Annotated in this window: 24 protein-coding genes and 1 pseudogene; 15 read left to right on the plus strand and 10 right to left on the minus strand. The window is 60.8% G+C overall.

From position 1 onward, the window contains the following. The first annotated feature begins 85 nt into the window (after positions 1-85). The 5 genes from P3T16_RS08650 to P3T16_RS08670 all read left to right on the plus strand — a co-directional run bounded on the left by P3T16_RS08650 (position 86) and on the right by P3T16_RS08670 (position 5137). On the plus strand, positions 86-976 hold the full coding sequence (locus P3T16_RS08650) for an enoyl-CoA hydratase/isomerase family protein (protein ID WP_429341919.1): 891 nt from the start codon (positions 86-88) through the stop codon (positions 974-976). A gap of 52 nt (positions 977-1028) precedes the next feature. Continuing rightward, a complete protein-coding gene (locus P3T16_RS08655; RefSeq protein WP_429341920.1) occupies positions 1029-2183 on the plus strand; it encodes a CaiB/BaiF CoA transferase family protein in 1155 nt (384 codons plus the stop codon). Positions 2184-2253: 70 nt separating this feature from the next. Further along, a complete protein-coding gene (locus tag P3T16_RS08660) occupies positions 2254-2952 on the plus strand; it encodes an SDR family NAD(P)-dependent oxidoreductase (protein WP_429341921.1) in 699 nt (232 codons plus the stop codon). Between the two features lie 8 nt (positions 2953-2960). Continuing rightward, a complete protein-coding gene (locus P3T16_RS08665; RefSeq protein ID WP_429341922.1) occupies positions 2961-3968 on the plus strand; it encodes a ketopantoate reductase family protein in 1008 nt (335 codons plus the stop codon). A gap of 11 nt (positions 3969-3979) precedes the next feature. Continuing rightward, the gene (locus P3T16_RS08670; protein WP_429341923.1) at positions 3980-5137 is read left to right on the plus strand and encodes a CaiB/BaiF CoA transferase family protein; all 1158 of its coding nucleotides are present in this window, start codon (positions 3980-3982) and stop codon (positions 5135-5137) included. A 241-nt stretch (positions 5138-5378) separates the two neighbouring features. Here P3T16_RS08670 and P3T16_RS08675 read toward each other — a convergent pair whose 3' ends face one another. Next, positions 5379-5825 carry an SRPBCC family protein gene (locus tag P3T16_RS08675; RefSeq protein ID WP_429341924.1) on the minus strand — a complete coding sequence of 149 codons (447 nt, stop codon included), beginning with the start codon at positions 5823-5825 and terminating at the stop codon, positions 5379-5381. 326 nt (positions 5826-6151) lie between these two features. On the opposite strand from P3T16_RS08675, the gene P3T16_RS08680 reads away from it, so the two are divergent. From P3T16_RS08680 to P3T16_RS08690, 3 genes and pseudogenes are all read left to right on the plus strand, one after another. Beyond that, positions 6152-6529 (plus strand): TraR/DksA family transcriptional regulator, encoded by a 378-nt coding sequence (locus P3T16_RS08680; protein WP_429255944.1) that lies wholly within the window; start codon positions 6152-6154, stop codon positions 6527-6529. A 314-nt stretch (positions 6530-6843) separates the two neighbouring features. Beyond that, a pseudogene (locus P3T16_RS08685) lies at positions 6844-7011 on the plus strand (encapsulin); the annotation flags it as partial. A gap of 568 nt (positions 7012-7579) precedes the next feature. Beyond that, entirely contained in the window at positions 7580-8752 is a 1173-nt protein-coding gene (locus tag P3T16_RS08690; RefSeq protein ID WP_429341925.1) for a branched-chain amino acid ABC transporter substrate-binding protein, read from the plus strand. 258 nt (positions 8753-9010) lie between these two features. Here the strand turns inward: P3T16_RS08690 and P3T16_RS08695 are convergent, their stop codons facing one another. The 7 genes from P3T16_RS08695 to P3T16_RS08725 all read right to left on the minus strand — a co-directional run bounded on the left by P3T16_RS08695 (position 9011) and on the right by P3T16_RS08725 (position 17360). Further along, a complete protein-coding gene (locus tag P3T16_RS08695) occupies positions 9011-9763 on the minus strand; it encodes a FadR/GntR family transcriptional regulator (RefSeq protein WP_429341926.1) in 753 nt (250 codons plus the stop codon). 176 nt (positions 9764-9939) lie between these two features. Continuing rightward, complete coding sequence (locus tag P3T16_RS08700) at positions 9940-10692, minus strand: SDR family NAD(P)-dependent oxidoreductase (protein ID WP_429341927.1); 753 nt, start codon at positions 10690-10692, stop codon at positions 9940-9942. 23 nt (positions 10693-10715) lie between these two features. Next, positions 10716-11456 (minus strand): SDR family oxidoreductase, encoded by a 741-nt coding sequence (locus P3T16_RS08705; protein WP_429341928.1) that lies wholly within the window; start codon positions 11454-11456, stop codon positions 10716-10718. A gap of 32 nt (positions 11457-11488) precedes the next feature. Further along, complete coding sequence (locus P3T16_RS08710; protein WP_429341929.1) at positions 11489-12685, minus strand: NAD(P)/FAD-dependent oxidoreductase; 1197 nt, start codon at positions 12683-12685, stop codon at positions 11489-11491. Between the two features lie 38 nt (positions 12686-12723). Further along, a complete protein-coding gene (locus P3T16_RS08715) occupies positions 12724-13554 on the minus strand; it encodes an NAD-dependent epimerase/dehydratase family protein (protein ID WP_429341930.1) in 831 nt (276 codons plus the stop codon). Positions 13555-13563: 9 nt separating this feature from the next. Then, positions 13564-15246, minus strand: a complete 1683-nt coding sequence (locus P3T16_RS08720; RefSeq protein ID WP_429341931.1) for a hydantoinase B/oxoprolinase family protein — start codon at positions 15244-15246, stop codon at positions 13564-13566. A 14-nt stretch (positions 15247-15260) separates the two neighbouring features. Beyond that, positions 15261-17360, minus strand: a complete 2100-nt coding sequence (locus P3T16_RS08725; RefSeq protein ID WP_429341932.1) for a hydantoinase/oxoprolinase family protein — start codon at positions 17358-17360, stop codon at positions 15261-15263. 453 nt (positions 17361-17813) lie between these two features. On the opposite strand from P3T16_RS08725, the gene P3T16_RS08730 reads away from it, so the two are divergent. From P3T16_RS08730 to P3T16_RS08760, 7 genes are all read left to right on the plus strand, one after another. Next, positions 17814-18563, plus strand: coding sequence for an electron transfer flavoprotein subunit beta/FixA family protein (locus P3T16_RS08730; protein WP_429342056.1), 750 nt, complete (start codon positions 17814-17816; stop codon positions 18561-18563). 32 nt (positions 18564-18595) lie between these two features. Next, the gene (locus tag P3T16_RS08735) at positions 18596-19543 is read left to right on the plus strand and encodes an electron transfer flavoprotein subunit alpha/FixB family protein (RefSeq protein WP_429342057.1); all 948 of its coding nucleotides are present in this window, start codon (positions 18596-18598) and stop codon (positions 19541-19543) included. 89 nt (positions 19544-19632) lie between these two features. Further along, entirely contained in the window at positions 19633-20415 is a 783-nt protein-coding gene (locus P3T16_RS08740; protein ID WP_429341933.1) for a class II aldolase/adducin family protein, read from the plus strand. A 378-nt stretch (positions 20416-20793) separates the two neighbouring features. Further along, positions 20794-21165, plus strand: a complete 372-nt coding sequence (locus tag P3T16_RS08745) for a YciI family protein (protein ID WP_429255942.1) — start codon at positions 20794-20796, stop codon at positions 21163-21165. Further along, a complete protein-coding gene (locus tag P3T16_RS08750) occupies positions 21162-22430 on the plus strand; it encodes an RNA polymerase sigma factor (RefSeq protein ID WP_429341934.1) in 1269 nt (422 codons plus the stop codon). Before P3T16_RS08745 ends, P3T16_RS08750 begins: the two co-directional genes overlap by 4 nt. 130 nt (positions 22431-22560) lie before the next feature. Beyond that, the gene (locus tag P3T16_RS08755; protein ID WP_429341935.1) at positions 22561-22830 is read left to right on the plus strand and encodes a MoaD/ThiS family protein; all 270 of its coding nucleotides are present in this window, start codon (positions 22561-22563) and stop codon (positions 22828-22830) included. 176 nt (positions 22831-23006) lie between these two features. Continuing rightward, positions 23007-24179 (plus strand): WD40/YVTN/BNR-like repeat-containing protein, encoded by a 1173-nt coding sequence (locus P3T16_RS08760; RefSeq protein ID WP_429341936.1) that lies wholly within the window; start codon positions 23007-23009, stop codon positions 24177-24179. A 59-nt stretch (positions 24180-24238) separates the two neighbouring features. On the opposite strand, the gene P3T16_RS08765 is transcribed toward P3T16_RS08760, so the two are convergent. Then, the gene (locus tag P3T16_RS08765) at positions 24239-24721 is read right to left on the minus strand and encodes a DUF4440 domain-containing protein (RefSeq protein WP_429341937.1); all 483 of its coding nucleotides are present in this window, start codon (positions 24719-24721) and stop codon (positions 24239-24241) included. 124 nt (positions 24722-24845) lie between these two features. Beyond that, positions 24846-26225, minus strand: coding sequence for a glutamate decarboxylase (locus P3T16_RS08770; protein ID WP_429258516.1), 1380 nt, complete (start codon positions 26223-26225; stop codon positions 24846-24848). Between the last annotated feature and the right edge of the window lie 16 nt (positions 26226-26241).

The raw sequence follows: 26241 nt of genomic DNA on the forward strand, positions 1-26241 counted from the left end.
ACCGAACCGGCGCGCGTGGCGCTTGACAGCCACCTGGCCGCTGCCTAGACTTTGTTTAATTGGTTCAACCAATGAGGTAATCGAAGTGAGCAATATTCCGAGTCAACTGGTGACATACGAAGCGCGAGACGGCCGCGCGTACATCACGTTCAACCGGCCCGAGAAGAAGAACGCGCTGACCGGGCAGATGCTCGACACGCTGATGGAGCACCTCGATCGCGCGGAGGCCGATGACGATGTGCGCGTCATCGTCTTTCGCGGGGCAGGCGGCGACTTTTGCACCGGGCACGACCTTGCCGAAGTCGGCCACGAATACGGCGAACCGCAGCTCGACGCGGCGGGCAAGCCGCGTCGTCCGAGTCAGCGCGCGCGTCTGCATCACGACAGGCACTACATCGCCCGTTTTCAGCGCATTTTTCTGTCGCCGAAACCGACGCTTGCGTTGATCAGCGGCTATTGCATCGGCGCGGGCTTGTACATTGCCGAAGGTTGTGACCTGTCGATCGCGTCGGACAACGCAAAGATCGGCCATCCGGAGCAGAAGCTCGGTCTATCCGGTGCGTCGTACTTCGGTGCGTGGGAAATCATGGCGATGGGGCCACGCAAGGCACGCGAACTCCTGTTGCTTGCCGAACTGTGGACCGCGCCGGAAGCCCTCGCCGCCGGGCTCGTGAACAAGGTTGTGCCGCAAGCGGAACTCACCGAGGCGGGCGAAGCATGGGCCGAACGTATCGTCCGCTTACCGCGCGACGGCCTCGCAATCGGCAAGGCGGCGACCCACCTGGCTTATGACTCGCTGCGGCTGACCAGTCAGTTCTCGTACGGCTACGTGATGCACGCGCTGGCCACTAACGTGCGCTACGAAAGCGACGAGTTCAATTTCATGAAGGCGAAGCGTGAGTCCGGCGTGCGGGCATCTAGCCACGGCCGGGAAGCGTTCTATAAGTCGTCGGACGGCGCGGACACGTCGTCGTAAGCCGAGCGGGACGCTTCGTTATGCGCGCGGGTTTCATGGAAAGGAGAGGACGTTGGGTGCTTTACACAAATTGCGCGTGCTCGATTTCACGCAGATGATGACCGGTCCGATGGCCACGATGATGCTTGGCGATTTCGGCGCCGACGTGATCAAGATCGAAGCCCCGGAAGGGGACCCATTTCGCGCATCGGGTGAAGTGACGCTCGGTGGCGACGGGGTGTTCTTTCTCAGCATGAACCGCAACAAGCGCGGCGTCGTGCTCGACCTGAAAACCGGGCAGGGACGCGAGACAGTCAGGGCTCTCGCCGCGGAGGCCGACGTGCTCGTCGAGAATTTTCGCCCGGGGCTTGCCGAGAAGCTGGGTCTGGGTTGCGACGCGTTGCGGGCGCTCAATCCGCGGCTCATCTACTGCTCGATTACCGGCTTCGGCCGCGAGGGGCCGGACCGCGACCGTCCGGCGCTCGACCAGGTCGTGCAAGCCGAATCCGGCCTTATGCAGATCACGGGGACGGCGCAGAGCGGTCCGCTCAAGACGGGCTTTCCTTTCTCCGATCTCGTTACTGCGCTACTTGCCACGACCGGTATTCTCAACGCGGTCATCGCGCGCTACGAAACCGGTGTCGGCCAGCGAATCGATCTGTCGATGCTCGATGCGTCGATCTTCAGTATCGCGCCGCGTGACGTTTACTACGCGGCGACTGGCAAGACTCCGCCACGGACCGGCAATGAGCACTGGGACATCGTGCCCAACAATACCTACGCGACACGCGATGGCCGCGAGGTCATGGTGATCTCGATCAACGACAAATTCTGGGCCATCCTCGCGCGCGCCCTGGGGCTTGGAGAGATGGCGGCCGATCCGTTGTTCGCGACGAAGTCTGCACGCCTGAAGAACCGGCAGTTGCTGGATAAACGGGTCGCTGCGGCATTTCGTGAGCGCACGCTGGCCGACTGGGAAGCGGTGCTGCGTGAAGCAGGCGCGATTTACGGCGCGGTGCGCACGTGGGACGAGGTCTTCAACGACCCGCACGTTGCCGGTGATCTCGTCCATTCGATAGAGCACCCAGCCGCGGGCCCGCTTGCGGTCCTCAAAAATCCACTGCGATTCTCCGCGACACCGAGCGAGATTCGCCGTCCACCGCCGCGACTCGGCGAGCACACCGACAGCGTACTCGCCAATCCGTCGGCTGCCTGGGACGCGTGCTGAGCGGCGCGTTGAGTGACGTGCTGAATCCGGCGACTTTCCGCTTTCAATGAATTCACATGGAGTAGAGGACATGCCAGAAAAAATCACCGTCGTTACCGGTGCCAACGGCCTGATCGGTCAGGCCATCTGCACCGTGCTGGAGAAGCAGGGATACACCGCGGTAGGTCTCGATATTGCCGACAAAAGTGCACGCGATGGCGCATACCGTCAGTGCGATCTGACCGATCTCGACGCAATCGATGAAGCGTTTGCCGCGATCGATCGCCAGTACGGCACCGTGCGGGCGTTGGTCAACAATGCGGGTGTCTGGCACGGCAAGGCGTTTTTCGACATCACGGCTGCTGACTACGCCTTCACCTTCGACGTCAACGTGCGCGGCATGTTCTTCGCCACGCAAGCGGTGGCGCGGCGTCTGGTCGAGGTAGGCGGCGGCGGGACGATCGTGAATCTGGCGTCGATTGTCGGGCATACCGGCAGCGCGGTAACGGATTACGGCGGGTCGAAAGCCGCGGTGATGGCGATTACGCGTGGCCTTGCGAAGCCGTTGGGCGCGCACGGCATCCGCGTCAACGCTGTCTCCCCCGGCACAGTCAATACCGCAATGGGGGCCGCCGTGCCGAAAGCCGCGCGCGACAGATTCATCGCCAGCACCGCGCCGCAGCGTGCCGCGGAGCCCGAAGAGATCGCGAACGTGGTGGGCTTTCTGGCGAGCGACGCGGCCAGCTACATGTACGGCGCGATCGTCGACGTGAATGGCGGTCTCTACTAATCGCGGCCATGGCGCAAAAGATCAGGATTGCGGTGGTCGGTGCCGGCGCGATAGGGGGGTACATCGCAGGGCATCTGGCGCGAGCAGCGCGCGCCGAGGTGAGTGTCGTGGCGCGCGGGCGCACGCTTGCCGCGCTGCACGCGACCGGCTTGCATGTCACCACGCCGCGCGAGACGTTCTCCGTGGCGGTCAATGCGGTTGACGATCCGCGCGCGCTTGGCCCGCAAGACTATGTATTTCTTACGCTGAAGGCACATCAGGTCGATAGCGTGCTCGACACGATCGCACCGTTGATTGGGACGGGAACGACCGTGCTCCCGCCGACCACCGGCATTCCGTACTACTTCTTCTATGGTCAGAAAGGCGCGGTTGCCGATAGCCGGCTGACACCGCTGGATCCGGATGATCGCCATTGGCGGGCCATGCCTCCCGCACAGGCACTGGGTGTTGCTTACTGGATCGGTGCGCACTCGCCCGAACCGGGTTACGTCGTGCAGGACGGAGAGCGGGCGGCCTGCCCGGTCGGCGAAATCGACGGTTCCAGAAGCGAGCGCGTAGTGCGCCTGAGCGAACTGCTGGGCGAGGCCGGTATTTACGCGCCAGTGCGCGAGAATATTCGCGGCGATATCTGGGTCAAGTTCGTCAACAGCCTGTGCTGGAATCCGGTGGCCGTGCTCACGCTCGCGCGCCTTGGCGAAATGGCCGAGGCGATGAGTGTGTTGCCTGTTGTCCGTACCATGATGGAAGAGGCCGACGCAATCGGCCGGCAGCTCGGCGTCGACATCCCGCAGGCGCCGGATAAACGCATCGCCGTCACACTCGGCGCCGGCGCGCACAAGATGTCGATGCTGCAGGACCTTGAGTACGGCCGTCCGCTCGAACTCGATGTGCTGGCGCGTTCCATCGACGCGCTGCGCACGCTTGCCGCCGCGCCGACACCCACCATCGACACGGTTCTCGCCCTCGCGCAACTGCGAGCCCGCAGTGCGAGCCGTTCCACGCATCTGCATTCCTGAGAGTTCAAAGTATGTCCGCGCACACCACACCAGAAACGTCTGCGCCTGCCAGCGACGCCTTTATTCGTCCACTGGCCGGCGTCAAGATCGTCGAAGCGGCCAGCTATCTGGCCGGACCGTTCGCCGCGCAGATGCTCTCGGATCTGGGCGCCGATGTGATCAAGGTTGAACCGCCCGGCGGCGATCCATATCGTAACTTTGGGTTGAGCCGTCACGGCGTGGGCGTGGTATGGGGAAATGCGAACCGCGGCAAGCAGGGGGTCGTGCTCGACTTGAAGAGGCCGCAGGGTCTCGATTCGTTCAAGCAGTTGCTGCGCGGCGCGGATATTTACATCGACAATCTGCGCCCGCATATCGCCGAAAAGCTTGGCGTCGGCAAGGAAACTGTCGAGGCGCTCAATGCGTCGCTGATTCGTCTCTCCATCACAGGCTATGGTCCCGACGGCGATGCCGCGCGGGAACCGGTTTTCGACGCGCTGGTGCAAGGAAGAACGGGTCTGATCGCGTACGAGGCCGCTGGCGGCGTGCCGAAAGCAACCAATAGTTTCATGGTCGACAAGCTTTCCGCGAGCTTCGTCTGTCAGTTGGCGCTGGCGGGGCTGCTGGCGCGCAATCGTAGTGGCAAGGGCGTGCACATCCAGACGTCGATGCTCGACATGGTCTCGTACTTCAATTTCCCGGATATGTTCCAGCATCGCACGTATCTGAACGACGATGCATCGTGGCGGGCACCGCCGCAACCTGTCGTCGCGACGCAGGATGGCTACATCGTGTTGTCGCCGGTGTCGGGAAAGCAACTGGCGAAGACGCTCGAAGCGATCGGCCATCCGGAATGGAAAGACGAGTTGCGCGGCATTGCCGACAAGGCCGACATGGCGAGCACGTTCTTTCAGCGTATTGCCGCACCGCTCAAGGAGCGTACCAGTCGCGAATGGCTCGCGAAGTTTCGCGAACTCGAGGTCCCGTGCGGCCCAGTCAACGATCCGGATCAGCATCTCGACGATCCGCAAGTGCTTCACAACCGGCTGTATTCGACGCTCGATACGCCGCTCGGGCCGGTCCGCTCGGTGCGCTATCCCGGTGTGTTCGACGGCAACCTGCTCACTGCCCGTTTTCCCGCGCCTGCGCTCGGCGAACATGACGGCGAAGCGCCATGGGGAACGGAATGATGAGTTCGCTGTCAGGTTGGCGTCGTGCTGTCCGACTATGGACTGAAGGCACAGCAGGGCGCGTTCGTGATGACGATTGTCGGGGTCGCGATGATGGCCGGCCGCGTCGGCTTCGCGCTGGGTTCGGAAGTCGACGCACTCGCCTATATGGCGTCACGCGTGTTTGGCCGACGGCATCTGGGCGCCGTTTACGGCTCGCCGATGCTTCCCACTTCCGTGGTCAGCTTATGTGCGACGGTTATCAGTCAGGGATCTCGGGCTCAACCAGCTTTGCCAACTGAACAAGCGACTCCTGCCAGCCGAGGTAGCACATCTCAACAGGAATGACCTCGGGTATGCCCTCCTGCACAATGGTGAGCTCGGTTCCGCAGGACACCTGCCGCAATGAAATGGTGGCGTGCATCTGGCCGGGCAGGTTCGGGTCGTCGAATCGGTCCGAGTAGCGGATCTTCCCGAACGGCACCAGTTCGACGTACTCGCCGCCGAACGAGTGGCTGTTGCCGGTGCTGAAGTTACGGAAGGACATCTTGTAAGTGCCACCAACGTGGGCATCCATGTGGTGGACCTGACAGGTGAACCCGTAGGGAGGAAGCCACTTCGCTATCGCGTCGGGTTCGAGGAACGCTCGATAGATGCGTTCCGGAGTAGCGCGCAAGACGCGTTGGAGATGGACGGTTCCGGTAGTCATGGTGTGCTCGCCTTTCACAAGAGAAGTTGGACATACTCCTACGACGATTCGGCGTCGCCGGTGTCGACATAGGCTGAGACCAGGAAAAACCCGTAGGTACCGGTAAGTTCACCTGCTACCGATCCGTCGACTAATATTCGAGCAAATCACCCGACATCCTGAAGGGATTCGAGGCCAATGGCCACGCATTTCAGGAATTGGGTGCATGATGACCTATACCGCTTGTTCGTCGAAACCGTGGACAGACAGTCCGCGAGCCTGGTCCATGACACCTGTGTTTCGCTGACTTGTCGAATCGCACGTCAACCATGGCGCAGGAGAGAGCAATGTCTGGACACCAGGTCACTTTGAGTCAGGAGTTCATCGCGCAGCAGCGCAAGCGCCTTGAGGCACTGCGCCGGGAACTATTGGGCGGAGAGGAAAATACGCTCGCGAACGAGAGGGCGGCTCAGGAGCAGCATGGCGACGAGGCCGAGGAGCTCGAGGATAAGGCGCAGGGAATGGCGCAGCGTGAGATCAACCAGACGCTACATGACGTGCACGACCGGCGCATCAGGGATATCAAGCGGGCGCTGCAGAAGATCGCGGATGGTACCTATGGTTTCTCCGATGTTAGTGGTCAGCCGATACCGAAAGCCCGGCTCGAATCAACGCCCGAGGCTATCCTCACCGTTGAGGAGCAGCGTAGCCGCGAGTCCCGCTAAGGCCGCGCGGCAAGCTCGTCCAGGTGGTCCAGCAGGTCGGCGGGATCGTCGTGGACGCGTAGTGCGGCAGTTACCTCGTCAGATGCTTCGTCATACGCTCGCCCGCCACATAGCCAACCCGTTCGCGGGCCTTCCCGGCAAGCCTTTGGCGGCATCTCCCCAATGCTTATTATCGGAAAAACCAACGTTCCCTTATTCACGATCCATCCATGGAATTCAAGAACGTATCTGGGGCTTCGTTATGCTAACCACGCTCAAGTTCTGATTGCAGGGCAACAGGTTATGCACGCGCTGAATATTGACGCTCTCAAAGCACAGCGCCCGGCGAGGCAAGCGATCAGGGTTATCCGGTCATCGAGCATATCAAGCGGATCGTGAACGGCGACATCATCTGGGTGCCCGCGCTCGAAGGCGGCAGCGTGCTGTCCATGCGCGGTGACGACTTCGAACTACATCCCGGCGAAGACCTGTCGATTGGCTATCGGCGTGCGCAATGGGCCGCGAGCCCTTCGTTGCCTCCCGCTACGTTGAAAATGCTGTCGAGCTTTTCGTGCTCGTCCAGAAAACGCATGGTCGCTTCATAGGTCGCGGCACCGGAATCAGCGCCCTTGATGACCTCGATGAGGTTCACGTTGGGGAAGCGTTGTCGTAGCACAGAGCGGAACCCGATCTCACGATCTTCGTGACATGTATAGGAGAACGCGATCGCCGGGACATGTGCAGGTTCACGGCCGACATTCGATTTTTCGCCTCCGATAATTTCCAAAAACCTGATGGGGCCCGCTGGTCATTTTCACCGCCAGAGCGCCTTGCAGCATGCTTTCCCGGCCAGAAAACCGTTTTTGACCTCTCGAAAACCCTGGATCGCGGCGTATTTTTTACTCGTTGACATATGACGTCTTACCTAATACCTTGATGAAAGGCGCACAGGTGCAGATGACTCGCGTGACGCGCGATTCCGCCAATTCATACGCCGAAAACGCCGATGCCCGATCGGGACAGATCAGGGCTTTGGTCGATTGATCAATTCGAAAACCGCTGAGGTATCAAATGAAGACCCCGCTCTCAATCACGCGCTTTGCGTTGGCTGCGTCACTGGCTGCTGGCGCATCTCTGTCCACTTCTGCTGCCTACGCCGGTGACGTAACGGTCGGCTTCGCCGCCCCCTTGACGGGTGCTTCGGCGCATTACGGCGTGGATCTGAAGCGCGGCGTCGAGCTTGCCCTCGACGATGCAAACACGAAGAAGCTTGTTATCGGCGGGCAGCCGGTTCATTTCGTCCTGGACGCCGAGGACGATCAGGGCGATCCGCGTATGGGTTCGCAGGTTGCGCAGAAGATGGCCGACTCGAAGGTGGCGGGCGTGGTTGGCCATTTCAATTCGGGCACCAGCATTCCGGCCTCGCGCATCTATAACACCGCGAACATTCCAATGGTTTCGCCGACGGCCACCAATCCCACACTGACGTCGCAGGGGTTCAACAACGTGTTCCGCGTTGTCAACTCCGACGCGCAGATGGGACAGCTCGCGGGACACTCCGCCGTCCAGGCCCTGAAGGGCAAAAGCATTGCGGTCATAGATGACCGCACGGCATTCGGGCAGGGTATGGCCGACGAATTCGTCAGGGGCGTGCAGGCGGCAGGCGGCAAGGTCATCGACCGTGAGTACACGACAGACAAGGCTGTCGACTTCAAGTCACAGCTCACGCGCATCAAGTCGTTTAACCCGGACGTCATTTTCTGGGGTGGTCTCGATCAGCAAGCCGGTCTGCTGATGAAGCAGATGCGACAACTCGGCATCAAGGCGGTCATGCTGGGTGGCGGCAGCTTCGAAAACGAAACATTCCTCAAGGTCGCCGGCGATGCTGCCGAAGGCGCGATGTCCTGGGACTACGGGGTTCCACTGTCGAAGATGAAGACGGGCCGCGAGTTCGACGAGAAGATGAAGGCGAAATACAACGAGGGCGTTGTCGCTTACGCGCCGTCCGCGTATGACGCCACCTGGGTGCTGATCAATGCCATGCAGAAGGCCAATTCAATCGACCCGAAGGTGTACGGCCCGTTCGTAAAATCTGTCTCGTTCACCGGCATCTCCGGAAACATCGCGTTCATGCCGAATGGCGACATGAAGGACCCGACTGCAACGTTCTACAAGGTAGTAGGTGGCAAGTGGGTTCCTCAGGCTATTGCCACGGGCGACAAGGTCGAACCCTTCACCAACTGACGGGAATCGGCGGAAGTGGGGCGCCGTCCAGGTTGAGCCGGTCCGACGGATGGTCGCCCACAACGTCTCCGTTCCCCTTTTTTCTGGCACGGCGCTGATGATCGATTCGTGTCTGATTCAGACGCGAGGAGATCTGGCGAGTGGAAAATGAAGGATAAAGCTAGAGAAATGCGTACTCACGCGCCAGCGAGCGTCGCTGGTTCGACGGGAACGTGAGCCGGAGCAGCAGGTCCTCGAATTAACACGAGGACCTGAGCGTCATTCAGAACGCGTGCTCGACAGGTGATGGTAGCGTTCGAGACTTTCGTTCAGATGGCGCCGCATGGCCCGACGCGCCGCAGTCTCATCCTTGCGTTCGATAGCGTCGAGAATATCGCCATGCTCCCGCTGGATACGCCTGATATACGTCTTGCGCTCTTTGGGATTGGCTTTGGCGTGTTTCAGACGCAGGTCGATAATGATTTCCTGACCCAGCGTGCGCAGGATTGACGCAAAGTGCGGATTCTCCGAACACGTGGCAACCGCCAGATGAAACTCGAAGTCGGCTCGTGCACATTCTGCATCATCATCCACGGCGACGATTTCCATTCGCGCATAGATTTCCTTCAGCGCTCGAAGGTGTGCCTCGGACCGGCGCTGGGCAGCGTAGGCCGCGCATTCCGTTTCAACGCCAGTGCGCAATTCAAGCACATGCATTGAATTGTTCAGCGTGGCCGTGTCAAGATAGCCGGGCTCTGCCGACGGTCCCTTGCCATCCGCAACGAAAACGCCAACGCCGTGACGCGCAATCAGCCGGCGACCCAGCTTAAGCGAGGCCACTGCTTCGCGAACCACGGTGCGGCTCACGCCAAATTCGCTACAGAGTTCGGGTTCAGTTGGGAGCTTCGCGCCTGGAGCGTATTCGCCCCGTTCCATCTTGTCGTTCAGTGCCTGGATGACCAACTCGGTCAGGCTGCGGCGTTTTCCAGAACTGGCAGCATTCTTTAGTAAAGTTTCAGCGTCCAGAGTCATTCCTAATGCTCCACACCGGGTCAGGAGAGCTCTGCAATTCACGGATGCAGACATACCGCGCCGACGCGGGTAGAAAATGTCTGACCTGCGCCGTATGACATATTATGACTTTACCACAGTCATGCTATGGCCGCGGCTCACCCCACGGACGGCATGGGGTGAGATATTGATGCTGCTCAAGCGTAGATGTAGCCACCGCTCACGATGACATTCTCGCCCGTTGCGTAGGTGTTACGGGCGCTTGCCATCATGACGACCCACTGCGCGATTTCCTCAGGTTCGGCCGCACGTCCCAGCGGATTTGCCGCCGCAAGCTCGCCGAGGAAACCCGCTTTCTTTGCCTTTTCAGTTGCAAAGCCGGCCGGTGCGACCGAATTGACGAGAATGCCATCCTTTGCAACTTCGGCCGCAAACGACTTCGTCAGGCTCACAACGGCGGCTTTCGTCGCCGCGTAGTGAGCGTTCTGCGGGTGTGCCTTGAAAGCGTCGACCGATGTGATGTTGACGATGCGGCCAGCTACGTGAGCCTCCACCTTGGGGCGGTTACGCATGTGTTCGATCGCCGCGACCATCATGTGATAAGTGCCCTTGATATTGACCGCGTTTTCCAGATCCCAGTCGTCGTCCGAAATCTCCAGGATTGGCCGGCGCGGATAAATCGCGGCGCTGTTTATCAGGCAGTCGACACGGCCGAGCGCTGCAACGGTCCGCCGGAAAACTTCGTGCGCGGACGCTTTGCGCGTAATGTCACCTTCCGCTCCGAAGACGTTGTGGCCTTCTTGCTTCAGCTGACTGACGGTCTCTTCGAGCAGGGGCCCATTCTTGTCGATCAGCGCAATACTTTCCGCGCCGTCCGACAGCATGAGTCTTGCGACAGACAGACCAAGCCCGGAGGCGCCGCCAACGATTACCGCTCTTTGATTCTTCATGGTTCGGTTATTCCAGTTAGAAGTTACTTTACCGAGACAATCTGCGACCCACCGGGTGCCTGATCGGTTGGAAAGACTTCCATACGCGACAGGTCGACAGAGTCCGGAAGTCTGATCGCCGTCGCGACCAGTTCCGCGATGTCCTCAGGCTGTATCGAGCGATAAGCCTCGTAGAGTTTCTCGTTGGCGCCTTGCTCGCCAAGCGCGGTGCGATACAGGTTCGTCTGCACCCGCCCCGGGGCGATCTCGGTCACGCGGACTTTGCTGCCCAGCAGGTCGCAACGCAACGAATCACAGAACATGCTGATTGCAGCTTTGGTCGCGCCGTATACAGCCGTGTTCGGATGCGGGAAGCGGCCCGCACTCGAACCGATGAAGAACAGATGCCCACGCTTTCTTTTCAGCATGCCGTTGAGGGCCATGTGTGCGAGACGCAGTGGCGCGCGAAGGTTGATGTCGACCATGTCGTCGATATCATGGGTCGCGCATTCGTCGAATCTGACGATTGCCGGCAGAAGCCCGGCATTGTTGACGACGACGTCGATCTCGACGCGCTCGAAGAGTTCGCGCAGCGGCGACGTGTCACGCAGATCAATGGCGATTGGCGTGACATTGCCTTCCTGCGCCAGGCTGTCGAGCGCGCCCGCGTCACGGCCCAGCGCGTAGACGTGCAAGCCTTCTTTCACGAGCCGACTTGCGACCGCTCGACCAATACCACTCGAAGCGCCAGTCACCAGTGCTGCACGGTAGGGATGAGAGTTCATTGATGTGTCGATTTAACGGATAAAGGGCGGCGTCAGATCACGCCTTCTTCGAGGAAAGGCCTGTTTTCAACCACACGTTGATAACCTAGCGGCGCGAGATCGAGTGCACGGTATTCGCCGTAAGTGATGAGTTCACTCAGCCCGCGACCCACGGCAGGCGACTGCTGCAGACCATGACCGCTGAAGCCGTTTGCAAACAGGAAGTTCGTTACCTCGGAGTGAGGTCCAACGACCGCGTTGTGGTCGAGCATGCAAAAGTCGTAGTGTCCCGCCCATGCATTGACGACCTTGATGGCTTCGAATGCGGGAACCCGTTCAGCGAGAGCCGGCCAGATCATTTCGTCGAACTCCGAATGGATGACATCGAAATCGTTCACGTCAGCGAGCGGATCCGGATCGGGATAGCAGCCCGTCAGATAGTATTTTCCTTCGGGTCTGAAAAAGATTCCTGTTGTGTCGATTGTGAGCGGTACCGTGCCCTGCAGCGGTGTACGGCAATCGAATACGAACAGGCAACGCTTGCGCGGTTCGACAGGAATATCCAGGCCGGCCAGCCGGGCCATCGCAGGGCCGCGTGTGCCGGCGGCGTTGACCATCGTCCCGCAGCTGATGGTTTCGCCGCTCTTGAGTACGACGCCCGTGACCTTCGAGCCTTCGCGACGAATGTCGACGACCTCGTTCTCGATGTATTCGATGCCGAGCGCGCGTGCCTTGCGTCGCATGCCTTGTAGCAATCCATAGCTGTCGAACCAGCCTTCGCCGGTCTGGCCGCAGACGCCGTTTACCAGTCCATCGGTGTTGAGCCAGGGGAAGCGGGCCTTGAGCTTCTCCTGATCGAGCAACACGACATCGGCGCCGTTTTCTCTCTGCGTCGCGTAGTTGCGCTCGAACATCGGCGCTCCGGCCGCGTCGCCGAGATACAGGTAGCCGTTCTCCTTGAAACCGAGTTCCGGCGCATCGCCATCGACCTCGACGAGTTCATGGAAATGGCGAATGAATTCAGTGCCGAATTGCGAAATCTTGATGTTCAACGGGTTGGAGAACTGATGCCGGATCGACGCGCTCGACAGGGCAGTCGCAGACTGCGCGTATGACCAGTCACGCTCCACCACCAGGACCGAGCCGTTGAAATCGGGGTTCTTCGCCAGAAAATAGGCGGTGGCGCTGCCTACGACCGCGCCGCCCACGATCACCACGTCGTAGTGGGTCTTTGATGCTTGCTGTGCCATCTTGGTGCTTTCCGAAAAGACGTTCTGGACCGAATCGCCTAGTTGGCTTTCGGATCTTCGTAGTGGCCGTCTGCTGCGAACTGGCCACCCTGATAGCGCACGGCGGGGTGTCGCGGGTCAGGTACCGGCGTATTCGCGTAAACCTCCGCGCGATACGAGTCAGCGGAATCCCGCGGTGAATAGCCGAGGTATGCCGCCTCCGTGTTGTCCCAGAAGTTGGCGCTGTTTTTCGAATTGCCGTACACGATCATGTGGCCGACACTGGATGCCATCACCGCGCGGATGCACAGGTGCGAGAAGTCGTCGTAAGAAAGCCACGTGGCCAGCATGCGCCGGTCGACGGGCTTCGGGAAGCAGGAGCCGATCCGGACACATACCGATTCAAGACCAAACTTGTCGAAGTAGTAGCGCGACAGGTTCTCCACGAATGTCTTGCTGACTCCATACAGGCTGTCCGGCCGTTGAGGCACGTTTGCGTCGATGGTCTGCGTGCATTCATAGAAGCCGATCGCGTGAACGGAACTCGCGTAGATCACTCGCTTCACACCAAACTGGCGTGCCGCTTCGTAGATGTTGTAGCTGCCGATGATGTTCGAATCGAGAATGACCTGGAAGGTGTTCTCGCGCGGTGCGCCACCGAGGTGGACGACCATGTCGACGCCTTTCATCATGTCGAAAACGGCGTCCCGGTCAGCCAGGTCGCAGACAACGAGCTTTTCGTTCTCGCGCGCCTCACCCAGCGGCTGACGATCGCTGAGCGTCAGCGTTTCGGCGTAGGGTCGCAGCGAGTCGCGCAGCACGGCGCCGAGCGCGCCGGCCGCGCCCGTGATCAGGATGTTCTTGAACGGGGGCGTAGTGATGTCGGTCATGTCTGCTCCTTACTGTCCAGCCGATGTCTTTAAGGCATCGAGCGTGACGCCGTAGTCGTCACACAGTTGCTCTTCAGAGATGTAATCGTTGCGGATATCGCGCAGCAGTGCTTCCCTGTCGCGTTCCGCCGGCGAGCCGACACCACCCCCGCCGGGCAGGGAGAGCGTGACGCGCTGATGTTCCGCGACCATCTGCGTTCCTTTACCCTTCATCTTCGTGCCGTCGGACAGCGTGACCTGGCCAGCGGCGCCAGACTTGCCGCCAGATTGTCCGCGTGCCGGATGGTCGATACGATCGAACATGGCGTTGAAGCGGAACTGGTAGCCGGCGCGCGGTCCGATTTCGACGATCTGCCCGAGGCCGCCGCGCAGCTTGCCGGCGCCACCGGAACCCGAGCGCATTTCCTTGCGCCAGACGACGATCGGACCGACCTGCTCGGTGGCCTCGACCGACATGGCGTGAACGCCGCTGGGGAAAGCGGTGGCGGACAGGCCGTCGAGCTCCGAACGCGCGCCCGTCCCGCCGCTGTTGAACATCAGGATTTCGCTACCCCTCAGGCCAGAACCTTCGCGAACTGGACGCGCACTCACATGCAGATTCCACAGTGCACCCGAGCCTTCGGCAGGTACGTGGCCCGGCAGGATCTTGTGCAATGCGCCCAGCACAAGATCGGGCACGAAGTGGCCCAACACATGGCGAACTGCTACCGGGCTCGGGCGCTGAGCGTTCAGGATGCAGCCCTCAGGCGCCTGCACGCGGAACGGTTCGAGCGACGCTGCGTTGTTGGGCACCTCGGGTGCGATGATGCATTTCAGGCCATAGCAGGCGTAGGCTTTCGCATACAGCAGGGGCACGTTGATGCCGTACGGGCTGGCCGGTGAAGTACCCGCAAAGTCCGCCATCAGGTGATCGTCGCTGACTGTCAGCGTGACGTTTAGCGTGACAGGCGTGTCATAGCCGTCAAGCGTCATCTGGTTGGTCCCGGTCTGCTTGGGCAGCGCGGCAATGCGCTCGAGCGTCGCTTCGCGGCTGCGCGCCAGGATGAATTCTCCGATGCCTTCGACGTCCTTCAGGTCGAATTCCCTCAGCATCTCGAGCAGGCGCTTATGACCCGTTTCGTTGCACGAGGCGAGTGCATATAGATCGCCCACGACCTTGTCGGCTTCGCGCACATTGTTGCGCAGGATATTGATCAGATCGCGATTGACTTCTCCACGCTCGATCAGCTTCATGATCGGAACGAACAGCCCCTCTTCGTAGATCTCACGCGAGTCGGGACCAAAGCCGCGGCCGCCGATGTCCACCACGTGCGCTGTGCTGGCGAAGTAGCCGATCAGTTCGCCGTTGTGGAACGAAGGGGAGACGACGGTGAAGTCGTGCAGGTGACCGGTGCCTTTCCACGGATCGTTGGTCAGGTAGACATCACCTTCGTACATGTTGTCCGTGCCGATCGCGTTCATGAAATGCTCGACGGCTTCGGCCATTGTGTTCACGTGACCCGGCGTGCCCGTGACCGCCTGCGCCAGCATACGGCCGCGTTTGTCGAAGATGCCGGCGGAGAGGTCGCCCGCTTCGCGAACACTGGTGCTGAACGCCGTACGGATCAGGGCCATCGCCTGTTCTTCGACGACGGAGATCAGGCGATTCCACATGACCTGCATGTGGATGGTGTCAAGGTTACTGAGAGACATGGTTCTACTCCTGATTACCTGGCGGCGTTCAGTTCTTTGGCGACCACGAGCAGGCAGCCATCAGGCTGCACCATGGCATCGAAGGAAGACGTGACTAGTGTTGACGTTTCGGGCTCGACGATGATGGCCGGGCCCGTTACGCTCTCGCCGAACTTTAACGAACCGCGCTCGACAATGGCTGCATCCACAAAACGATGCAATGCCGCATCGAAAATCTTGCGGGTTTTCGGCGGGACGACAGCGTCGCGGGACGTCACAAACTGCAGACGCTCGACGGGCGGCAGCGGTGAGCTTGCCTTCACGGCCCAACTGACGATTTCGATGTCGAGACCGTCGATCGGGCGGCCGAAGAACTGCGTGTACGCCTTCGTGAACGACTCAGCGAATGTGACACGATCTTCAGCGGCAAAGCGCCGATACGGGACGGCGACAGGAATTTCCCAGCCTTGGCCGACATAGCGCATGAAGGTCTTGATTTCGACAATCGGCTCTGCGTCACCTGAGCCCTGGCGCGCGAAGTGCACTGCTTCTTCGCTTAGGTGATCGACGATCTCGTTGAGTGCGTCGGCATCAAACTCGTTAAACCGCATGCTGGCGCTTCGAACGCTTTCATAGCCGAACGGTGCGCGCAGAAAACCGATCGCGGAGCCGACACCAGCGCCCGGCGGCACGATAAATTTCTTGATGCCGCTTTTCTCGCACAGGCGTGCCGCGTGAAGTGGGCCAGCGCCGCCAAACGTGATCATCGTGTAGTCGCCGATATCCTTGCCGCTTTCGACTGCATGCACACGCGCGGCGTTACTCATGTTCTCGTCGACGACTTCAGCGACACCATAGGCCGTTTCTTCCGGGCTGAGGTTGATCGCACCGCCTACCTGCTTGACCATTGCGCTGGCTGCATCGTCGGTCGACAGCGGGATCGATCCGCCTGCGAAGTTCGCGGGGTCGAGGCGTCCGAGCAGCAGATCGGCGTCGGTCACTGTCGGCTGCGTGCCGCCACGCTGATAGCACGCGGGACCCGGTTCCGAGGCGGCGCTGTGCGGACCCACCCGGATCTGGCGCATGACATCGAGAGAGGCAATCGAACCGCCGCCGGCACCGATTTCGACCATTTCCACGACGGGAATGGAGATCGGCATACCGCTGCCTTTCTTGAAACGGTAGGTGCGGGCCACTTCGAAGGTGTTGGCGGTTTTCGGCGTGAGATCGTCGATCAGGCAAATCTTGGCGGTGGTGCCGCCCATATCGAACGAAAGAACGGTGTTCAGGTCATAGCGCGCGGCAATATGCGCGGCGAAAATTGCACCGCCGGCCGGCCCCGATTCCACCAGACGCACAGGGAACTCGGACGCGCTTTCGACCGAGACAATACCGCCGCCCGAGTGGATGATGAAGATCGGGCAGGTCGCGCCGGCTTCCCGAACCTTTCCGAGCAGGCGGTCCAGATAGGACTTCATGATCGGACGAACATAGGCGTTCGCACAGACCGTGTTGAAACGCTCGAATTCGCGGATCTGAGGCGACACCTCGCTCGAGATGGACACTGAGACATCCGGCAGGCGCATTTCGATCGCATCGCGCACCATGCGTTCGTGCACGCCGTTCACATACGCGTGAATGAAGCCCACAGCGACACTCTCATAGCCGCCCTGTTCGATACGCTGAACGATGGCCGCGATCTGGGCTTCCGTCGGCGCCAGCAGCACGCCGCCCTGCGCGTCGACGCGCTCACCGAGGGTGAACCGGTCGCAGCGCTCGATGAGGGGAGGGGGGAGCTTGATGTTCAGATCGTATTGTTCGAACCGGTTTTCGGTTCGCATTTCGATCGTGTCACGAAACCCTTCGGTCGTGACGAACGCCGTCTTCGCGCCGCGTCGTTCAATCAGCGCATTCGTGGCGAGGGTAGTGCCATGGATGATGACGCCAATATCCTTCAGCTCGATCCCGGCCTTGTCTGCGACGATGCCGATGCCTTTGATGATGGCGCGTTCGGGCGCCGTGTAATCAGTTAGGACCTTGGTGGAAAAGAGCTTTCCACCGAGTTCGAGCGCGACGTCGGTGAACGTCCCACCAATGTCCACACCAACCCGTGCCTTGTCGTGACTGGCCACCATGACTCTCCTGTTTAAAACCATCACATGCGCTGGGCAAACGCCTGGCGAAAAATCCCGTTGATGAACATCAGAAGGCGTACGCGCGGGGCACGCTGCGCCGTCCTGCCTGACCCTTCGCCGCCCATCCCGTTGAGCATCGAAGCCTTTATTTTCGCCCGTTGACATATGATGAGTGACGTCCTACAGTGATGTCAACTTGAACAAATTAAATTTCGTGGCTCCGGTCATTCTTCTCTCTGGCGTTGTTCTTGTAAAGCATTGTTTTATAAGGTGTTAGCGTGACTTTCTGCATGACGCTTCCGTGCCGGGTGATACCGGTAAACCACTATATCCGCAGACGGTAATTCTGCAAGAAATTATATTTTTAGAGGATTTTTTGAGGGAGTGGGCTGTCGTGGTGAACAGAGTGTTTGCTTCCGACTGGCGCAATGACAGCAACGCAAAGGGACGATGATGAAGGTATTGGTGCCGGTGAAGAGAGTGGTCGATTACAACGTGAAAGTCCGGGTCAAGTCGGACAACACGGGCGTCGACATCGCGAACGTGAAGATGTCGATGAATCCGTTCGACGAGATCGCTGTGGAAGAAGCGGTGCGTCTGCGCGAGGCGGGCGTGGCGACCGAAGTGATCGCGGTGTCGTGCGGCGTGACGCAATGTCAGGAAACGCTGCGCACGGCGCTGGCGATCGGCGCGGATCGCGCTGTGCTGATCGAGTCGAACGAAGAGTTGCAGCCGCTTGCAGTGGCGAAGCTGCTGAAGGCGCTGGTCGACAAGGAACAGCCTTCGCTCGTGATCCTCGGCAAGCAGGCGATCGACGACGATTCGAACCAGACCGGCCAGATGCTGGCTGCGCTGGCTGGATTGCCGCAGGCGACGTTCGCTTCAAAGATCATCGTTGCGGACGGCAAGGCCACGGTGTCGCGCGAAGTGGATGGCGGTGCGGAAACGCTGTCGCTGACGCTGCCCGCTGTCGTGACGACCGACCTGCGCCTGAACGAGCCGCGTTACGTGACGCTGCCGAACATCATGAAGGCGAAGAAGAAGCCGCTGGAGACGCTCAAGCCCGAAGACCTCGGCGTCGATGTCACGCCACGCCTGAAGACGCTGAAAGTGGTCGAGCCGCCCAAGCGCAGCGCCGGCGTGAAGGTCGCCGATGTGAAGACGCTGGTCGAGAAGCTGAAGACCGAAGCCAAGGTGCTTTGAAGAAATACGCGGAGACGGACGAAATGACGAATCTGGTTAATCTGGTAATAGCAGAACACGATAACGCATCGATCAAGGCGGCGACGCTGAACACGATCGCAGCCGCACAGAAGATTGGCGGTGACATTCACGTGCTGGTTGCGGGCCACAACGCGCAGGCTGCTGCTGAAGCCGCAGCGAAGATCGCCGGCGTGAGCAAGGTCTTGCTGGCCGATGCTGCACAACTCGAAGCGGGTCTGGCAGAAAACGTCGAAGCGACGGTGCTGAACATCGCGAAGGACTATACGCACATCCTGGCGCCGGCCACTGCTTACGGCAAGAACCTCGCGCCGCGCATCGCCGCAAAGCTCGACGTCGCGCAGATCAGCGACATCACGGCAGTGGACAGCGCCGACACGTTCGAACGCCCGATCTACGCGGGCAACGCCATCGCCACCGTCCAGTCACAAGATGCAATCAAGGTGATCACGGTGCGCACGACCGGCTTCGACCCGGTGGCGGCCGAAGGCGGCAGCGCAGCAGTGGAGAAGATCGAAGCGGCGGCAGACAGCGGCCTGTCGCAGTTCGTGAGCCGCGAAGTGACGAAGCTGGACCGTCCGGAGCTGACCTCGGCGAAGATCATCGTCTCGGGTGGTCGCGGTCTCGGTAACGGCGAAAACTACACGAAGGTGCTGGAGCCGCTCGCGGAGAAGCTGAACGCCGCGCTGGGCGCCTCGCGCGCAGCGGTCGATGCAGGGTTTGTTCCGAACGACTATCAGGTCGGCCAGACCGGCAAGATCGTCGCGCCGCAACTGTATGTGGCAGTCGGCATCTCGGGTGCGATCCAGCATCTGGCCGGCATGAAGGACTCGAAGGTGATCGTGGCGATCAACAAGGATCCGGAAGCGCCGATTTTTAGCGTCGCCGATTACGGTCTGGTGGGCGACCTGTTTGAAGCATTGCCGCTTCTTGTCGCCGAACTGCAAAGCCTCCTCAACTAACCAACCCGAACAACAGCTGGATGCGTCGCTCCCCAGTTAGTGAATTGCTCGCGACTAGTTGTTAATTTTAAACACAGAGAGATTTCAGCATGATTTCCACTACTGATCCGCACGTCAATCGTAAACCCCGAAACATTTCCCAGCCAGAGTGGGACACCCGTGTCCAGCTCGCCGCCGCGTACCGGTTGGCGGCCAAATTCGAACTCACCGATCTGATCTACACCCACATCTCGGCCCGGGTGCCTGGAACAGACGACCAGTTCCTGATCAACCCGCACGGCTGGTTTTTCGACGAAATCACGGCGTCGTCTCTCGTCAAGATTGATGTGAACGGCAATCCGATTGATGACGACCGGTTCGAAGTCAACGCCGCAGGATTCACGATTCATAGTGCGTTGCACCAGGCGCGTCACGATGTCGAATGCGTCGTGCATCTGCACACGACCTACGGCATGGCCGTCGCTGCGATGGAGTGCGGCCTCCTGCCGCTGAATCAGATCAGCATGCAGTTCTATAACCGCGTCGCCTATCACGAATACGAAGGCATTTCGCTTGAGCTTGACGAGCGTAAGCGCATCGTGAAGTCGATCGGCAACAAGGATTACCTGATCTTGCGTAACCACGGCCTGTTGACGACCGGCCGCTCGGTTGCCGAAGCGTTCACGCGTATGTATTACCTGAACAAGGCCTGCGAAATTCAGGTCGCAACGTTGTCGGCGGGACAGAAAGTCGTCATTCCTTCGCCGGAGGTTTGCGAGCACGCAGCCAGGCAGCATGATGACTATGCATATCTCGACACGGTGCACCTCGACCGGGAATGGACGGCATTGCTGCGGCTTCTTGATCGGGATGGCGGAAGCTACAAGGCCTGATCTCCCGGCCAGGTGTTGCGGTGCCCGTCGGCGCGCGTGGGGGTCCGCGCGCCAAGCCGCTGTGCGACACGTCGATACGGTCACGACTGCCGCATACTGGCTCGTGGGCCGACGTATCATCGAATTTGAGCAGGCCGGCGAGGGGCGGGCCGAGTACGTACGCCCTCGACAATCTGGTGAAATTGATAGCCGCGCGGAGGGGATGGCGGGCTCGCGCGAAGTGACCACGCGCAGGGCCTCGACGGAGGCGAACGATTAAGGCGGGTGCGCCGTCCGCGATTTTTTCGACGCCGCCTGTCTGTCAGCATGCGGCCCGAGCGTCATTGTAATGGCGGCCCGATGTAATTCACCCGCCTTAACCCCATGACGGAGGCTCATATGCAATACCTGTTGATGATCTATTCGGAAGAAAACGGCTGGAACCAGATGACCGACAGCGAGCGGCAGCAGGGGGTTGCCGCATATCAGGCGTACACCGAATCGTTGAAAAAAGCGGAGGCGCTGGTGGGCGCCAACCGGCTGCAGAACACGAACACGGCCACCACGGTGCGGCTCGTCGACGGCAAGCCGCAGGTGCTTGACGGACCGTATTCCGATTCGAAGGAGCAGCTCGCCGGCTACTACCTGATCGACGTGCCCAACCTGGACGCGGCGATCGCGTGGGCATCGCGTTGTCCAGGCGCGGCGCACGGCCTCATGGAAGTGCGCCCGGTCTGGACTGCCCCCTACGACGCGCCATCTGCTGCATGAATCCGTCCGGCGGCGGCCGTGACGCTGACGGCGCCGCGCATTCGATTGCCGAGGCGGTCGCTCGCCGCAGTTACGGCAAGCTCGTCGCACTGCTGGCGATGCGCACGCGCGACGTCGCCGCGGCCGAGGACGCGCTGGCCGACGCGTTTGCGGCCGCGCTCGCGGACTGGCCGGAGCGCGGCTGCCCCGCGAATCCCGAAGCGTGGCTGATGACGGTTGCGCGCCGCCGGGCGGTCGATGGCGCGCGTCATCGCCGTGTCGGCGACGAAGTGGCGAACCAGCTTGCGATCCTCGCCGACGAGATCGATGAGCGTGAAGCAGGCATGTTGCCCGACCGGCGGCTTGCGCTGCTGTTCGCGTGCACGCACCCTGCGCTCGAGGCCGCGATTCGCACGCCGCTGATGCTGCAGGTGGTGCTGGGGCTCGAAGCGAAGACGATTGCGTCCGCGTTCCTGATGTCGCCCGCCGCGATGAGCAAGCGCCTCGTGCGGGCGAAGAACAAGATCCGCGTAGCGGGCATTCCGTTCAGCGTACCAGAGCGCGAGGAATTGCCCAGCCGGCTCGCCGCGGTGCTGGAAGCGGTCTATGCGGCGTATGCGGAAGGGTGGACCGATCCGGTCGGCGGCGATACCGAGCGGCGCGATCTCGCCGGCGAGGCGCTGTTTCTTGCACAACTGCTCGTCGAGCTGCTGCCCGAGGAGCCAGAGACGCTGGGGCTGCTCGCGCTGATGCTGTATGCGCAGGCGCGGCGCGATGCGCGACGCGATGCGGCCGGCGACTACGTGCCGCTGTCGGCGCAGGATCCGGCGTCATGGGACGCGCCGATGATCGACACAGCCAACGCATTGCTGCGGCGCGCAAGCGCATTCAACGCAATCGGACGCTTTCAGCTCGAGGCCGCGCTGCAGTCGGCGCACATCTACCGCTGCCGGACGCATCGCCCGAACTGGGACGAGATCGTGCCGCTCTACGATGCGCTGCTCGCGATTGCAGCGTCGCCGGTGGTCGCGGTGAACCGCGCGCTCGCGCTGGCGGAACGAGACGGCCCGCAGGCGGCGCTCGACGCGCTCGAGCCGTATGCGGACGATCCGCGGCTGGCCGACTACCAGCCGTACTGGGCCGCGCGTGCCGATCTGCTCGCGCGTGCCGGCGCGACGGCCGAAGCGCTCGGCGCGTACGATCTCGCGATCGGACTCGAGCGCGATCCGGCCGTGCGCCGGTTCCTGCAGCGCAAGCGCTTCCAGCTGTCATCGGTGAGAAGCTAGATGTCGATACGTGAAGGGCGGTGAATCATGCCGCTTATCGTCTGGTGAATGGCGATGCCCCGAAGCAGCCGGCGAATCGCCTAAACTACAGAACCAACGGACACTGCCATCCCCGCGACGCTACTCCGCCATGGCGCATATCTTCTTCGCTGCTTCGATTCAGCGACATATCACAACGCCCGAGCGCGAGATCGACGCGCGCACGCTGGGCGAAGCGCTCGAGGCCGTCTTCGCCGCGCAACCTCGACTACGCGGCTACATTCTTGACGATCAGGGCTCACTGCGGCGGCATCTCGCAGTGTTTGTCGACGGCCGGCGGGTGCGCGACCGGCAACATCTGTCCGATGCGCTCGGCGAGCAAAGCCGGGTTTACGTCGTACAGGCGCTGTCGGGCGGGTAAGGGGCCATCCGTACTCGAGCTTTGCATGGGACCAGAAGCGCTGAAGCGCCAACTCTGGTCGAGCTTTGCATGGGACCAGAGTGCGAAGCATGGGACCGGAGTAAGTGCTGAAGCACTAACTCCGGTCGACATAAGCGCTAAAGCGCTAACTCTGGTCGACACAGGAGACACTCGACATGAGCGATCGCTTGCTTGTCGCGACCCGCAAGGGTCTGTTCGTTCTGAAAGCCAATGGCGAGGGCGGCTGGGCGTTCGATGAGTTGCATTTCGCCGGCGAGCCGGTGAGCATGGTGCTGCCTGATGCGCGCGACGGATCGCTGTATGCGGCGCTCACTCTCGGCCACTTCGGCGTGAAACTGCATCGCCGGCGCGCGGGCATGGCGGATTGGGACGAGTGCGCGGTTCCCGTCTACCCGCCGCAGCCTGCCGACGAGACGCGTGCCGGTGACGGCGTAAGCGCGAATGCAGACACCGGCGCTGACACGAGCGCGGACAATGCGAGCGCTGCCACGCTCAGCCCGCCACCCCCTGCCTGGACGCTTCAACAAATCTGGTCGCTCGAAACCGGTGGCCCGGACGAGCCGGGCGTCTTGTGGGCCGGCACGATTCCCGGCGGGCTCTTCCGTTCCGGCGATGGCGGCGACACATGGGTGCTCAACCGTGCGCTGTGGGATCGCCCGGAGCGCCCCGAATGGTTCGGAGGCGGCTACGACGCGCCGGGCATCCATTCCGTGATGGTTGATCCGCGCGACAGCCGGCATGTGACAATCGGCGTATCGTGCGGCGGCGTCTGGCAAACCGCCGACGGCGGCGCGACCTGGCGCGTGACTGCCGAGGGCATGGAGGCCGACTACATGCCGCCGGAGCGGCGCGGCGATGCCAACGTGCAAGACCCGCACCGGGTCGTACAATGCGCGGCAAATCCAGATGCGCTGTGGACGCAGCATCACTGCGCAATCTTCCGCTCGACCGATGGCGCGGCACACTGGCAGCGGATCGAAGCGCAGCCATCGAGCTTCGGCTTCGCGGTTGCCGTGCATCCGTACGAACCGGACACAGCGTGGTTTGTGCCCGCCGTGAAAGACCAGTGCCGGATCCCCGTGGATGGCCGGTTTGTCGTCACGCGCACACGCGACGGCGGCCGCACGTTCGACCGTTTCTCGAATGGCTTACCGCCTGTACCGGCGTATGACCTCGTGTATCGGCACGGCCTCGCTGTCGATGACTCCGGCACGCGCCTCGCGATGGGGTCGACTACCGGCTCGCTATGGACGTCCGACGACGGCGGCGAGAGCTGGCAATTGATTTCAGCGCATTTGCCGCCTGTTTATTGTGTCCGGTTTGGATGAGGGTCTTCGCCAATCGAAGGCGGCTTACAGTGAAGGGGGCCGACGAGCTTATACCCCTGTTACTGCTTCTCCGGCATGACCGATGAGTGATGACTTGTAATTAGCCATTGCGCCCCATCCCAGTGATAGGTGTAGGTGTAACGGGCCTTAACAACCGCTCCAGTTCTTGCGAAGGTGAATGTGTAAAGCCCGGCGTCCACGGCAGAATTGCACCCCAGTTCCACGTAGCGGAAATCAATCTTTCCGGACGGACGATCTTGTAGAAAGTGATGGAAGTAATCCTCTTTGTCAGCGACCGTCAAGCGCGGCTTGTTGGATACCGTTGGAAGAAGAATTGACCGCTCCGCATAGTTGGCGACCACCTTGTGCGGATCACCGGTTTGCAGCGACTGATTCCATCGATCAAACAACGCCGCAATCTCTTGCTCTGACGTGACCTTACAGCTTTCCGTGCGCGACAACGGCGCATTGTTTGACATGCCCTGGTTCGCGGCGCATCCAGTGAGCATGACTGCCAGGACAGCAATGGTAAATAGCTTCATGGCGGCACTTCTCCAGTCAGTAGGTGGGAGGACGGCATAACGCTTGAAGTATGGCCCGTCGACCTCATAGCGCCCCTGCTTCAGTTGGTGAAATACCTCGTGGAGGAAGGCGCTTCAGGCTTCGTCAACACTTAGCTGGCGTCGTCTTCTCTTCCGCGTGCCCATGGAGTTCAGGTGGTGTCGCGTTACCGCCGTGCTGCTCCAGGAATTTGCATGCGTTGACGATGTCTTTCCCGAGCAGCATTGCGGCATTGTGATTGATGTGCGGACGGACCACTACGCGCAGGCTCTTCACTTCCTGCGCATTCGCCGGCATCGAATAGGCCGACAGCACCCAGCCCTTCTCACGCACCTTGTTCGAAACGTCGAACTCGTTGAAATTCTTGACCTTCGAGTCGAGCGTGACTGCCACGACCGGAATGCGCTGAGTCTCGTTCATGATCGTGAAAAAGCCGCTGTTTACCAGAAGATCGCGCAGTGCAATCGCGTTGTTCAGCGTGTGAGTCATCACGCGCTTGTAGCCGTCAAACCCGAGACGCAGGAACTGGTAGAACTGAACGGCAATCGGTGCGGCATTGCGGCTGAAATTCAGGGTCGCCGTGGGCATTTCGCCGCCAAGATAGTTCACGTAGAAGATCAGGTCTTCGTTGAATACCTTCCGTTCGCGGAACACGACCCAGCCGAGGCCCGGTGGCGTCAATCCGAACTTGTGGCCTGACGCATTGATCGACTGTACGCGAGGCAGGCGGAAATCCCACTTGTAGTCGGGGTAGAGGAACGGATTCACAAAACCGCCCGAGGCGCCGTCGATATGCATCGGAATCGAGATGCCCGTCTTCTTTTCGTAGGCGTCCAGCCAGTCGTGAATCTCCTGAATGTCGTCGTCCTCGCCGGTGAAGGTCTGGCCCGCGATCGCAACGACTGCAATCGTATTCTCGTCGACGTACTTGTCGAGGTGCTCCGCAGTCAACCGATAGTTACCGGGCTTGAGCGGTACGATGCGCGGTTCGACATCGAAGTAGCGCAGAAACTTCTTCCACACGATCTGCACGTTGCCGCCCGTGACCATGTTCGGGCGCGTCGCGTCCTTGCCTGCTTTTTCGCGCGCCTGACGCCAGTTCCACTTGTGTGCCAGACCAGCCAGCATGCAGGCCTCGGATGAACCGATCGTCGCGGTGCCATACGGCTCGACACCTTCAGGACCATTCCACAGCTGATGCAGCCATCTCACCATGCGTGTTTCCATCGCGAAGGTTTGCGGATACATGTCATGGTCGATGTAGTTCTTGTACATATTGCGAGCCCCCGTTGCGATTGCTTCAGGCTCGGCATAAGTCGTCACGAACGACGACATGTTCAGCATCGGGTTGGCATCGGTCCATTCGTCACTAGACACAAGTGCCGCGGCAGCCCGCGCGGACATGCCGGACCTCGGGAACTCGTGTTCGGGAATTTCGAAGTTAAACTCGTCGTAAGGCGTAATTTTCTCGACTGGTGTGGCCATTACCTTCTCCTATCCA

The sequence above is a fragment of the Paraburkholderia sp. GAS42 genome, from assembly GCF_050436565.1.
Taxonomy (GTDB): domain Bacteria; phylum Pseudomonadota; class Gammaproteobacteria; order Burkholderiales; family Burkholderiaceae; genus Paraburkholderia.